This window comes from Streptacidiphilus alkalitolerans (genome assembly GCF_042511045.1).
GTDB classification, from domain to species: domain Bacteria; phylum Actinomycetota; class Actinomycetes; order Streptomycetales; family Streptomycetaceae; genus Streptacidiphilus; species Streptacidiphilus alkalitolerans.
This window is the reverse complement of the sequence record NZ_JBHEZX010000012.1, coordinates 184,664-196,919: the sequence shown is the minus strand read 5'-3', so window position 1 is coordinate 196,919 and position 12,256 is coordinate 184,664. Positions and strand designations below refer to the sequence as shown.

9 protein-coding genes are annotated in these 12,256 nt (G+C 71.0%); 2 read left to right on the top strand and 7 right to left on the bottom strand.

Features of this window, described 5'->3' with window-relative positions; translation table 11 throughout:
* Window positions 1-61: 61 nt before the first annotated feature.
* From ACEZDG_RS25815 to ACEZDG_RS25790, 6 genes are all read right to left on the bottom strand, one after another.
* Complete coding sequence (locus ACEZDG_RS25815) at window positions 62-1,510, bottom strand: arabinose isomerase (RefSeq protein WP_380513612.1); 1,449 nt, start codon at window positions 1,508-1,510, stop codon at window positions 62-64.
* Window positions 1,507-1,863, bottom strand: a complete 357-nt coding sequence (locus ACEZDG_RS25810) for an L-rhamnose mutarotase (protein WP_380513611.1) — start codon at window positions 1,861-1,863, stop codon at window positions 1,507-1,509. The genes ACEZDG_RS25815 and ACEZDG_RS25810 overlap by 4 nt, the downstream gene beginning before the upstream one ends.
* 68 nt (window positions 1,864-1,931) lie before the next feature.
* Entirely contained in the window at window positions 1,932-3,008 is a 1,077-nt protein-coding gene (locus ACEZDG_RS25805; protein ID WP_380513609.1) for a substrate-binding domain-containing protein, read from the bottom strand.
* A 71-nt stretch (window positions 3,009-3,079) separates the two neighbouring features.
* Entirely contained in the window at window positions 3,080-4,120 is a 1,041-nt protein-coding gene (locus tag ACEZDG_RS25800) for an ABC transporter permease (RefSeq protein WP_380513607.1), read from the bottom strand.
* Window positions 4,110-5,147, bottom strand: a complete 1,038-nt coding sequence (locus ACEZDG_RS25795; protein WP_380513605.1) for an ABC transporter permease — start codon at window positions 5,145-5,147, stop codon at window positions 4,110-4,112. The genes ACEZDG_RS25800 and ACEZDG_RS25795 overlap by 11 nt, the downstream gene beginning before the upstream one ends.
* Complete coding sequence (locus ACEZDG_RS25790; RefSeq protein ID WP_380513603.1) at window positions 5,144-6,661, bottom strand: sugar ABC transporter ATP-binding protein; 1,518 nt, start codon at window positions 6,659-6,661, stop codon at window positions 5,144-5,146. The genes ACEZDG_RS25795 and ACEZDG_RS25790 overlap by 4 nt, the downstream gene beginning before the upstream one ends.
* A 353-nt stretch (window positions 6,662-7,014) precedes the next feature.
* Here ACEZDG_RS25790 and ACEZDG_RS25785 point away from each other — a divergent pair, with 353 nt between their 5' ends.
* A complete protein-coding gene (locus tag ACEZDG_RS25785) occupies window positions 7,015-8,088 on the top strand; it encodes a LacI family DNA-binding transcriptional regulator (RefSeq protein WP_380513601.1) in 1,074 nt (357 codons plus the stop codon).
* Window positions 8,089-8,217: 129 nt separating this feature from the next.
* Complete coding sequence (locus ACEZDG_RS25780; protein ID WP_380513599.1) at window positions 8,218-9,237, top strand: LacI family DNA-binding transcriptional regulator; 1,020 nt, start codon at window positions 8,218-8,220, stop codon at window positions 9,235-9,237.
* A gap of 22 nt (window positions 9,238-9,259) precedes the next feature.
* On the opposite strand, the gene ACEZDG_RS25775 is transcribed toward ACEZDG_RS25780, so the two are convergent.
* Complete coding sequence (locus ACEZDG_RS25775; RefSeq protein WP_380513597.1) at window positions 9,260-12,175, bottom strand: alpha-L-rhamnosidase-related protein; 2,916 nt, start codon at window positions 12,173-12,175, stop codon at window positions 9,260-9,262.
* Window positions 12,176-12,256: the final 81 nt, after the last annotated feature.

Below are 12,256 nucleotides of genomic sequence, written 5' to 3'. Positions count from 1 at the left end.
CTGCTTTCGAGTTCTGGGTGAAAGGTGCTGAAAAGGGAGGCGGAGCAGCTGCGGCCGGGTCTCATACCGAGACCTCCACCAGTTCGATGCCGAGCAGGTCCGCGGTGGCGCGGAGCTGCGGGACCAGGTCGCCGGTGCCCAGCGCCCAGTGGTGCGAGATGCCGGTGGCGCTCCAGGCGTCGGTCCACTCGCCGGGGTCGCAGCCGAAGTCGACCCGGGAGGTGGTGTTGCCGATCCGCAGCAGCGGGCCCGGCACCACCCGGCCGGTGGAGGCGACGAAGCGGAAGGCCCCGTCCCGGAGTTGGGCGATCCCGAAGGCGGTGACCGGGCCGTGGGTCACATCGAACTCGACCGACACGCCCCAGCCGCGCTTGCCGTGGTAGACGCCCAATCCGCGCAGCAGCGGCTTCTTCTGACTGATCGCCAGATGTGCTGGACCGTCATGTCCCATCTCCACCACGTTGTCGTGGAAGTTGAGGGCCTGCAGTTCGGTGAAGGACCCGCCGCCGCCGAGCCGGTCGACCACCAGCATGGCCAGCGAGGTACGCAGTTCGTACTCGCCGGTGGTCGGCACGCCCCGGGCGGTGAGCAGCGAGGCGCCGAGGATCATGCCGGCCCCGAGCCGCTCGTGCTGCTCCCCGTCCAGGCCGCGGTGGTAGTAGGCGAGGCTGTCCAGGGCGAAGTCGTCCACCAGCCGGTCCAGGCCGACCGAGACCTTCGCGGCCCAGCGGAAGTCCTCCTCCTGGACGCTGGGGTCGACCTCGAAGACCTCCCCGGCCAGTGCGATCCGCGCGTCGACTTCGGCGTCGGTGACGGCGGCGACCCTGACCCGGAGGTCGTCGAACTCCAGCACCTCCATATGGCCGCCGAGGTTGGCCGGGACCAGGGTCAGATCGGTGGAGACGTCCAGCATGCCGGGGTAGAGGTGGCCCATCAGGCCGTGCCTGCCGTGCCGCAGCGCGCCCCTGACCCCGGCCGCCGCGATCCAGCGGCCGATCCTGGTCCAGGCCCGCTCGTCCTCGACGTAGCCGGACACCGAGCGGAACGGGATGCCGCAGCGCAGGAAGGCGTTGGCCATCTCCGGCAGCGGGCAGGCCCCGCAGTAGGCCAGCCACTGGCCGGTGTCGAAGCCGGCGTGGTCCATCGACTCGGTGGGCTGCAGGTTGATCAGCAGCACCGGTGCGCCGCTGCGCTGGGCGATCGGGACCAGCATCGAGGCGGTCATGTAGGTGGTCAGGAAGCCGACGATGAGGTCGCAGCCGGCCACCCGCAGCTGTTCGGCGGCGCGGGCCCCGTCCTGGGCGTCGGAGATGAAGCCGACGTCGACCACCTCGCAGTCGAGCGCCCGCATCCGTTCGGCCACCCGGGCGGCCGAGCACTGCAACTGCGGCAGCAGCTCCGGGAACTGCGGCCAGTAGGCGCCGAGCCCGCCGGAGACCAGGCCGACCTTGGTGCGCCGGGCCGTGGTGCGCCGCAGGCCGCCGAGGGCGGCGTCGAGTGTCGTGGTCATCGGTTCTGTCCTTCTGCGAGCGTGTGCAGTTGTCCTTCGAGGTGGAACACCTGGTCGAGCAGTTGCAGGCCGTGGTCGGGCCGGCCGCCGCCCAGGCCGGTGAAGAAGCGGCTCATCTCGGCCTGCCAGCGGGTGTTCACCTCGGTGGCCTCCATGGCCAGCTGGGCTGCCGTCAGGTCCTCGGCCTCGACATAGCCAACCAGCAGTCCGTCGTCGCGGGCGAAGAGCGAGTAGTTGTGCCAGCCTGCCTCGGCCAGCGCGGCGAGCATCTCGGGCCAGACCCGGCGGTGGCGTTCCCGGTACTGGTCGAGCAGCTCCGGCCTGACCCGCAGCAGAAAGCAGTAGCGGTTCATGGCATCCCCTCTGCGGTGCCGGCGGCGGCGCCGGGCCGGTCGCGGGACCGGCCCGGCGCCGAGCGGCATCAGAAGTTGAACTGGTCGATGTTGGAGGCGTCGAACACGGTGGGCGGGCCGAGCACGACCGAGGCGCCGGTGCTCCCGCTCGGGGCCAGCACCGTGAAGCTGCCGAGCGTTCCGGCCTTGAAGGTGGACCCGGCCTGCAGGCTCGCGCTGCCCGAGGCCAGCGAGACCGCGGCGTAGCCGGCCAGGTAGCCCAGGTTGGAGGGGTTCCACAGCTCGAAGGACTTGACCGTGCCGTCCTTGACGTAGGACTTCATCTGCGAGGGCAGGCCGAGTCCGGTCAGGGTGACCTTGGCGGCGACGTCCTTGTGGGTGGACAGGTACTGCGCGGCCGTGGAGATGCCCACCGTGGTCGGCGAGATGATGCCCTTGAGGTTCGGGTAGGCGGAGAGCAGGCCCTGAAGCACCGTCAGCGAGGTGGCCGGGTCGTCGTTCCCGTACACCGTGCTGACCAGCTTCATGTTCGGGTACTTGCTCAACTGCTGCTTCATGTAGCCGATCCAGGCGTTCTGGTTGGTCGCGCTGGCGGCGGCCGAGAGGATCGCGATCTGGCCGGTGCTGTTGATCTCCTTGGCCAGCAGGTCGACCTCGGAGGTGCCGATGGTCTGCGTGTCCGCCTGGTTGATGAACAGGTGGGCCGGGCTGCTGCCGCAGTTGATGTCGGAGTCGAAGGAGACGATCTTGATGCCGGCCTGCGCCGCCTGGTTCAGCGACGGGCAGAGCGCGGACGGGTCGTTGGCGGCGATCACGATCGCCGAGGCGTGGGCCTGGATCGCGGCCTGGATCGAGGGGATCTGGGCCGCCGCGGTGTCGGCGGTGCCGCTGCTGACCACGACCTTGCCGCCGACCTCCTTGAGCGCCTTCTGGCCGCCGACGTCCGCCAGCACCTCGTAGGGGTTCTGGGTGTCCTTCGGGATGAAGTACACCGTCTGCCCGGCCTTGACCCCGGTCGCGGTCGGCGCGCCGGTCGGGTCCCCGCTGGTGGAGGCCGAGGAGCTACAGGCCGCGAGCGTGGTACCGGCCAGGGTCAGGGCGAGGGCGACGGCCGCCCTGCGGCGCACCGTTCTGACTGCGATCATGGCTGTCTTCTCTCATTTGCGTTGGTGGGAGCACAGAGTGGTTGGAGAAGGTTCGAGCGAACCGCCGGAGTTCAGCGGTGGCGTTGGGCGCGTGCCCTGATCCGGCGGACGGCTTCTCCGCTGTTGGGCACGACGACACTGATCAGCAGCAGCACACCGGTGACGATGTTCTGCACCTCGGCCTTGACGCCCATCTGGGTCAGGGCCTGCTGCAGGCAGCCGACGATGACCACGGAGAGCACGACGCCGATGACGGTGCCGCGTCCGCCGAAGATCGACACTCCGCCGAAGAGCACGATGGCCACGACATTGAGTTCGAGCCCGGTGCCCGCGTCATAGCTGACCGAGGAGTTCTTGAGGGTGAGCAGGATCCCGGCGAAGGCGCACAGCACCCCGGAGACCACGTAGAGGCCGAACTTGATCCGGTTCACCCGGATGCCGGAGAAGTGCGCCGCCTCGGGCTGCAGTCCGATGGCGACGATGGAACGTCCCATCGGGGTGGCGTGCAGCACCACGCCGCAGACCACCGCCAGCACCAGGAAGATCGCACCGGACCAGGCGAGTTCGGTGCCCGCGATCGGCATCACGCCGATCTTCGTCAGCGACGGCGGGAACCCGGTGATGGTGCGGGGCGCGAGGATGATCTCGGCGAGGCCGCGGAACAGCGTGAGCGTCCCGATGGTCACCGCGATGGACGGCAGCCCCAGCTTGGCGACCAGCACCCCGTTCAGCGCCCCGCCGGCCGCGCCGACCAGCAGCGCGGCGGCCATCGCCGCCCAGATCGACCAGCCCGACTGGAACAGCGAGCCCATCACGGTGCCGGACAGCCCCAGCATGGACGCCACCGACAGGTCGATCTCGCCGGTGACGACGATCAGCGTCAATGGCAGCGCCATGATCGCGATCTCGCCCATGTTCAGGCCGACGTAGAAGAAGTTCGTGCTGTTCAGGAAGTTCGCCGACTGCTCGGCGCCGAAGATCAGCACCCCGATCAGGACGAAGACCAGCGCGGACTCCCAGCGCACCAGCGCGCGCCACAGCGGCTGCCCGCTGTCGTCGGTGCCGCGGTAGACCGCCGCGGCCTCCGGCTTGGTGGTGAGGTCAGGTGTCACGGTGGGCTCCCTTGGCCGACTGCAGGCTGCGGGCGACCCGCAGGCTCAGCCAGCGGTCGAAGGCGATGGCGGCCAGCAGCAGCCCGCCGGCGATCGCCTCGTTCCAGAAGGACGAGATCTTGGCGGCGACCAGCGCCTGGTTGATCGTGTTCAGCAGCAGGGCGCCGAGGGCGGCGCCGAGCACGGTCCCGCTGCCGCCGAAGATGGCGACCCCGCCGACCACCACCGCCGACACCACGGTCAGCTCGTAGCCGTTGCCGCCGGTGACGTCGATCTGCGCGTGCAGGGCCAGGAACAGCGCCCCGGCCAGGCCGGCCAGCGTCCCGCTGATCACAAAGGCGCTGAACACCCGGCGCCCGCTGGGGATCCCGGCCAGCGCGGCGGCGTCCGGGTTGGAGCCGATGGCGTAGAGGTCGCGGCCGGAGCGGAAGGTGCGCATCGCGTAGCCCACTGCCGCCACCACGACCGCCACGATGATCGCCAGCCAGGGCACGCCCAGCACGGTCTGGTAGCCGACCTCGGTGAACGCCTTGGGGATCGAGCCGGGGTCGATGGTCTTCCCGTTGACGATCACCCCGTCCACGCCCCTGACGATGTAGAGCATGGCCAGGGTGACCACCAGGCTGGGGACCCGGGTGACCGTGGTGATCAGCCCGTTCACCGCGCCGATCAGCGCGCCGACGGCCATCCCGAGCAGGAAGCCGAGCAGCACCGGGAAGTGCGCGTTGTGCTTGAAGACGTCCCCAACGATGTAGGCGGACAGGCCCACGATCGAGCCCACCGACAGGTCGACGTTGCGGGTGACGATCACCAGCGTCTCGCCGACGCCGAGCAGCGCGATCAGCGAGGCCCCGGTCAGCAGCTGCTGGATGCTGGACGCGCCGGCGAAGGCGTGGTTGCTCAGCGTGGTGACCACGAACACCAGCACGATGGCCACCCCGATGCCCAGCTCACGGGCTCGGAGCAGGGAGCCCCCGCGGACCGCCCGCTGGGTCGGCACCGGCTTGGCGGCGAGTTGGGTGCTCATGGCGCCACCGCCGCGAGTCCGGTGGCGGCACGCATGATCGAGTCCTCGTCGGCCTCGTCCCGGCCGAGCTCGGCGGTGATCCGCCCCTCGTGCAGGACCAGGACCCGGTCGGCCATGCCCAGCACTTCCGGTAGTTCGGACGAGATCATCAGTACCGCCATTCCGTCGGAGACGAGCCCGTCGAGGATCCGGTGCACCTCGGCCTTGGTGCCGACGTCGATGCCGCGGGTCGGCTCGTCGATGATCAGCAGTGACGGGCCCCGAGCCAGCCACTTGCCCAGCACGACCTTCTGCTGGTTCCCGCCGGACAGGGTGGAGACCGGATTCCGCATCCGGCCGAACTTCAGTTGCAGCCGCTCGGCCCAGGTCAGCGCGAGCGCGCTCTCGGCGCCGCGGCGGATCAGGCCGAGCCGGCGCAGCCGTCCCAGCGAGGCCAGGGCCACGTTCTGGTCGATGCCCATCTCCATCACCAGGCCCTGCTGCCGGCGGTCCTCGGGCACCAGCGCCACCCCGGCGGCCATCGCCGCCCGCGGGTCGCCGTTCGGCAGCTCACGGCCGCCGACCCGGACCGTGCCGGAGGTACGCCGGTCGATGCCGAAGACGGCCCTGGCGACCTCGCTGCGCCCGGCCCCGACCAGGCCGGCCAGGGCGACGATCTCGCCCCGCCGCACGGTCAGGCTGATGTCCTCGAACACGCCCTGCCGGTTGAGGTGCTCCACCTCCAGGACCACCTCGCCGGGCGTGGTCTTGGTCTTGGGGAAGAGCGCGTCCAGGTCCCGGCCGACCATCGAGCGGATGATGGAGTCGACGGTGACCTCCTCGACCGGCGCGGTGCTGACGAAGCGGCCGTCCCGCATGATCGTCACCCGCTGGCAGCTGGCGAAGACCTCCTCCAGGCGGTGCGAGATGAAGAGCACCGCGGCGCCCTGGGCCCGCAGCGTGCGCATCACCTCGAACAGCCGGTCGACCTCGACCGAGGTGAGCGCGGCGGTCGGCTCGTCCATCACCAGCACCTTGGCGTCCAGTGACAGCGCCTTGGCGATCTCGACGATCTGCTGGTCGGCGACGGACAGGCCGCGGGCCTGGCGGTCCGGGTCCAGCTCGACGCCGAGTCGGGCGAAGACCTCGCCGGCCGCCCTGTTCATCGCGGCCCGGTCGATGCGGCGCCCGCTGCGCTGCGGCTGGCGTCCCATGAAGATGTTCTCCGCGACGCTGAGGTCGGGGAACAGGGTGGGCTCCTGGTAGATGATCGAGATACCGGCGGCCTTGGACGCCGCCGGACCCGACAGCACCACCGGCCGCCCCTCGATCAGCAGCTCCCCGCTGTCGGCCTGGTGCACACCGGCGAGGATCTTCACCAGGGTCGACTTTCCCGCCCCGTTCTCACCCAGCAGCGCATGGGACTCGCCGGGGTACAGGGTGACCGAGCCGTCCTCCAGGGCGCGCACCGCGCCGAAGCGCTTGGCCGCTTTCCGGAGGACGAGCAACGGCTCCGTACCTTTCGGATCGTTCATCCTGATCTGGATCCTCACCTCGTTGTGAAACCTTTCAGTGATGGGCTCGGACGCTAGCCGCTGTCGAACGAACGCGTCAAGGACATGTGTCGTTTTCGTTACCGTGCAAGTTCTGAACAGGTACGGACCAGCGCCCCCGGGGCCCCTCGGACCCGCCCCGTCCGCCCGCGCCCGGCGCCGAAGGTGACGGTGGCGGACCGCGGATCCGCTGCTACCATCCACCGAGGATGAACCCTTTCATTTCAAGTTGGTCCTCGGCCTGCCCGTCGAGGGTCGTCCCGGCTTCCGGCGCGGAGGAGTACGGCAGTGAATCAATTCAGCTGCGGCAGGCCGAACGTCGAATTTGCGCTGATATGACCCAGTCCAACCGCCGCAGAGTGGGCATCAAGGACGTGGCCCGGGCGGCCGGGGTCTCCATCGGCACCGTCTCCAACGTCATCAACCAGTCCCGGACCGTGTCGCCGGAGAACCGGGAGCGGGTGCTCGCCGCCGTCGAGCGGCTCGGCTACGTCCGCAGCGAGTCGGCCCGGCAGCTGCGGGCCGGCCACAGCCGGATCGTGGCGCTGCTGGTGCTGGACATGGGCAACCCCTTCTTCGTGGAGATCGCCCGCGGCGCCGAGCGCGCCGCCCGGGAGTCCGGGTTCGGCGTCATGGTCTGCAACAGCGCGCAGAGCGCGACCGAGGAGGCCGAGTACCTGTCCCTGTTCGCCGAGCAGCGGGTGCGCGGGCTGCTGATCACCCCGGCCGACCCGACCGGGCGCACGCTGGAGTCCTTCCGCCGGCACCGGATCCCCTTCGTCCTGGTCGACCGGCAGGCCGCCGGCGCCGAGGAGTGCTCGGTCTCGGTGGACGACGTGGCCGGCGGCACTCTGGCGGTGCGGCATCTGCTGGCCTCGGGCCACCGCAGCATCGCCTACGTCAGCGGACCGCCCGAGCTGTCCCAGGTCCGCGACCGCCGCACCGGCGCGCTGGCCGCCCTGGCCGAGGCCGGGCTGCCGCCGGACAGCCTGGTCGAGCTCTCCAGCACCCACCTGGACGTCGCCTCCGGCCGCGACGCGGGGGCCAGGCTGCTCGGCCTCACCCAGCGGCCGACCGCGGTGTTCTGCGCCAACGACCTGCTCGCCCTCGGCGTGCTGCAGACGATGTACGCGGCGGGGGTCTCGGTGCCCGGCGAGATGGCGATCGTCGGCTACGACGACATCGAGTTCGCCGCCGCCGCGGCCGTCCCGCTCACCTCGGTCCGGCAGCCCACCGCCACCCTCGGCGCGCTGGCCGCCGGGCTGCTGCTGGAGGAGACCGGCGAGCAGGCCGACCAGCACCGGCACCAGCAGCTGGTGCTGCAGCCCGAGCTGGTGGTCCGCAGCTCCAGCCTGAGCGGCTCGGGCTCAGGCTCGGCCTCGGGCAGTCCCGGGCAGGGCGGGCGCTGATCAGGCCGCACGCTGATCAGGCGCACGCCGATCCGGTCGCACCGCGCGACGGCCGAACGGCGCCCTGGCGCCGGGTGAATCGTTATGCTCTGTGCCGGGACGTGCGAGCGGCGGAAGAGGTTGCGGCGGATGGGCAGTGGCGCGGGGATCAAGGACGTGGCCAGACAGGCCGGCGTCTCGGTCGGGACCGTCTCCAACGTGATCAACAAACCCGACCTGGTCTCCGAGGAAACCCGGCTCCGGGTCCGCGCGGTCATCGAGCGGCTCGGCTACGTCCGCAGCGAGTCGGCCCGGCAGTTGCGGGCAGGCCACAGCCGGATCGTCGCGCTGCTGGTGCTGGACATGGGCAACCCCTTCTTCGTCGACGTCGCCCGCGGCGCCGAGCGCACCGTGCGCGAGGCCGGGCTGGGCGTGATGGTCTGCAACAGCGCCCAGAGCACCGCCGAGGAGTCGGACTACCTGGAGCTGTTCGCCGAGCAGCGGGTCCGCGGCGTGCTGATCACCCCGGCCGACGCCGCCGGGGACAACCTGGACGCGCTGCGCCGCAACGGCATCCCCTACGTCCTGGTCGACCGGGCGGCGCCGACCCCCGACATGTGCTCGGTGGCCGTGGACGACGTGGCCGGCGGCGCGCTGGCCGCGCAGCACCTCATCTCGGCCGGACACCGCAGCTTCGCCTATGTCGCCGGACCCCCCGGACTGAAGCAGATCAGGGACCGCAGGGACGGCGCGCTCGCCGCGCTGCACCGGGCCGGACTGCCCCCGGAATCGATGCTGGAGATCTACGGCGAACGCCTGGACGTGGCCGCCGGACGGGACGCCGGGGCCAGGCTGCTCGGCCTCAACCCCCGCCCCGCCGCCGTGTTCTGCGCCAACGACCTGCTCGCCCTCGGCGTGCTGCAGACCATGTACGCGGCCGGGGTGCACGTGCCCGGGGAACTGGCCCTGGTCGGCTACGACGACATCGAGTTCGCCGCCGCGGCGGCCGTCCCGCTCACCTCGGTGCGCCAGCCGGCCCAGGCGATGGGCCGGCTGGCGGCGGAACTGCTGCTGCAGGAGACCGGGGTCGACGCCGAGTCCCACCAGCACCAGCAGGTGATCCTGCAGCCGGAGCTCGTGGTCCGCAGCTCCAGCCTCGGCCCGCGCTGACGGGACTCATGGCTCATGGCGGTCAGGACGTGAGGTAGCAGGACTTCGCCACGCCGGGGAGCGGATCGTTGCCGAAGGCCGTGTTGGTGCAGGCGGCGCCGCCGGTGAAGGTCCGGTAGAGGTAGTCGCCGTCCGCGCCGTACGCCACCGTCCGCTGGCCGCTGAAGCCACAGGTCCCGTTCTCAGCAGCACAGTTGACGGGGTATCCGGTCGGCCCGCCGCTGGTCCGGGTGTAGCAGGTCTTGGCCACCCCGTAGAGCGGGTCGACACCGAGGGTGTCGGTGTCGCAGGTGGTGGAGCCGTTCGACCGGCCGAGCCAGAACGCGCCGTTGGCCCCGAAGGCGATGGGCTGCGCCCCGGTGACCGCGCAACTGCCGTGCTCGGCGGCGCACGCGGTCCAGTTGCCCGCGGGGGCTCCGGTCGGGGCGACGTAGCAGTTCTTCGCCACGTTCGGCAGCGGGTCGGTGCCGAAGGCGCCGCTGGTGCAGGCCGTGCTTCCGGTGACGCTCTGGAACCGGAACGCCCCGTTGAGGCCGTAGGCGACCTCCCGGGTCCCGCTGACCGGGCAACTGCCGTTCTCCGCAGCACAGAGGGTGTAGCCGGACGGCCCTCCGGCCGGGGCCAGGTAGCACGACTTGAGGACGTTGGAGGCCGGATCGATGCCGCCGAAGGAGGCGGTGGAGCAGGCCGTGGCCTTGTTGACGCTGCTGTAGCGGTAGTCGCCCGCGCCGTAGGCCATCACCTGGGTCCCGTTGGGCGTGCAGGTTCCGCCCTCGGTGGCGCACAGGGTGTACCCGGCCGGCAGGGCGGAGCCGGTGACCGAGCCGGTGACCGAGGTGGTGAACGGCGCGGGGGTGCCGAGGCCGGTGGCCGACACCGTGTAGCTGCCGGCGGCCACACCGGTCAGTTGGATGTAACTCCCGTCGGTGGAACCGCCGGTGAGCCCGGCCCCGGCATGGAACGCGCCGCCGCTCCAGACCGTGGCGCCGTTGACGGTGATGCTGACGGCGGACGAGCCGTAGGTCGGCACACCGAGGGTCCCGGTGGTCCCGGCCGGGCTGCTCAGGGTCTCGGCGAGGGTGCCGGCGGTGGCGTCGTAGTCCCACGAGCCGGTGACCGAACCCTGCGGCAGGGTGATGCTGCCCTCCACGTGGGTCAGGTCACCGGGGTGCGGGCCGAAGCCGTACTGGCTGGTGCCGGTCGGCGACAGGCCCAGCACGTAGAAGGTCAGCGCGGAGGTCGGACCGGTGGCCCAGCCGTGCGCCAGGCTCATGTACGTGCCGCCGTAGTCGAAGGAGCCGTCCGAGCGGAGGCCCTCCCAGAAGGTGCTGCCGGTGCCGTTCGGGCTGTTGAGCATGTAGCCCCACTCACGCCGGATCAGAGTGAGGGCGTCGGTGTCGTCCCCGGCCACGAAGTGCGCCTGCACCTCCATCGAGCCGGGGAAGGTGCCGATCGCGCCGCCGTCCTTCTCCGGGCTGGCCGCACCGTAGTTGTTCCACCGCGCCGCCAGCGCGTGCGCGACGGCGGTGTTCTTCGCGGCGCTGTCGGTCAGCCCGTACCAGACCGCCAGCGAGTTGCCGTCCTGCGGATACAGCGTGCTGGTCGGGTTGTCGCGGTAGAGGCCGACCGTGCTGTTCCAGAGCCGCTGGTTCACCGCGGCCTTCAGCGTGGCGGCCTGCTGCTGCCAGGTCGCGGCGTGGGCGGAGTCGCCCTCGACGTTCGCGAGACCGGCCCCGCCGATCAGGGCCGCGTAGAGCAGCGCGTTGGCCTCGATGTTCTCGCCGCCCTGGTCGCCGCGGGCCCAGTCGTTGGTCCCGGTGACGTTCAGCAGGCCGTTGCCGTCGATCTTGGCGGTGATGAAGCCCATGCCGAGCTTGTACTGGTTCCAGACCGAGTTGAGCCAGGTCCGGTCGCCCGAGTAGGTGTAGTAGGTCGAACTGCCGATCAGGGTCCAGGTGTGGTACGTGTCCGAGCCGTAGAAGTTGACCGCGGGGCCGCCGTACTCCAGCTCACCGGTCGAGGCGTTCTGGTGCTGGTAGAGGGAGTTGAGGGCGTTCTTGGTGGAAACGATGTCGTCGGTGGAGGCGTACTCGGTCGGCAGCGAGACGCCCAGGTCGCCCGGCCACACCGCGCGGTCGCGCTTGGCGCCGTCGCTGAGCACCCCCGCCCCCGAGCCGATCACGGCGTTGTTCTCCCACCCGGACGCGGGCGGCGGATAGGCCCGGCCCTGGGTGGGGTCGATGGTGTCCATCTGGACCGTGTAGGCGCCCGCGTACCAGATCCGGTTGAGCAGCGCGTCGTTGGAGTAGAAGTAGTTCGGGTAGCTGCTCGGGTTGCTCATCCCGGCGGCGCCGGTGAAGGCCAGCGACACCCCGCTCAGGTCGACCCAGCCGGACGTGCCCATGAAGACCGTCAGATACCGGAAGCCGCCGCGCAGTTTGTCGGTCGGCATGGTGTAGCTGCCGGCCCCGTTCACGGTCGTCCGCAGGGCGCCGTCGGTGCCGGAGCCGGAGTAGACGGTGCCGCTGCTCAGGTCGCTGGTGGTGCCGACGTAGAGCGAGGACTCGCTGAACGCCAGCCCGACCTGCTGGCCGCTGCCGCTGGCCCCGGCGAACCTCAGCGTCACCAGGCCGCCGACCTCCTTGCCGAAGTCCAGCACCAGGTAGGAGTTCGTCCCGGAGATCCGGGTCGACGCCCCGGAGAGGACGTTCTGCGGCGAGCCCACCGACCCGGAGGTGCCCTGGACCGCGACCGGCGCCAGCGTCCGGCTGGACGGCGCGTAGATGTACGCGTCCCCCGCGGAGCGGCCGAGCGGCGCGGCCGGGGCGGCCGGGGCGGCTTGGGTGGCCGGGGCGGCTTGGGTGGCCGGGGCGGCTTGGGCGGTCAGGCCGGCCTGCGCGAAGGTCCGCGGGCCGGCCGTCGCGGTGGCACTCGCCACCAGGGTGAAGGCAGCGCAGAGTACGGCGCACACAGCGGCGACGAACCAGGGCCGACGCAGCCCGGGGAATTGCCAACGGTC

What these genes read in the sequence shown, in the direction of transcription:
- ACEZDG_RS25795 (WP_380513605.1), bottom strand. Translation starts at nt 5,147, where the DNA reads ATGAGCACCCAACTCGCCGCCAAGCCGGTGCCGACCCAGCGGGCGGTC.
- ACEZDG_RS25785 (WP_380513601.1), top strand. Translation starts at nt 7,015, where the DNA reads ATGACCCAGTCCAACCGCCGCAGAGTGGGCATCAAGGACGTGGCCCGG.
- ACEZDG_RS25790 (WP_380513603.1), bottom strand. Translation starts at nt 6,661, where the DNA reads ATGAACGATCCGAAAGGTACGGAGCCGTTGCTCGTCCTCCGGAAAGCG.
- ACEZDG_RS25810 (WP_380513611.1), bottom strand. Translation starts at nt 1,863, where the DNA reads ATGAACCGCTACTGCTTTCTGCTGCGGGTCAGGCCGGAGCTGCTCGAC.
- ACEZDG_RS25780 (WP_380513599.1), top strand. Translation starts at nt 8,218, where the DNA reads ATGGGCAGTGGCGCGGGGATCAAGGACGTGGCCAGACAGGCCGGCGTC.
- ACEZDG_RS25805 (WP_380513609.1), bottom strand. Translation starts at nt 3,008, where the DNA reads ATGATCGCAGTCAGAACGGTGCGCCGCAGGGCGGCCGTCGCCCTCGCC.
- ACEZDG_RS25815 (WP_380513612.1), bottom strand. Translation starts at nt 1,510, where the DNA reads ATGACCACGACACTCGACGCCGCCCTCGGCGGCCTGCGGCGCACCACG.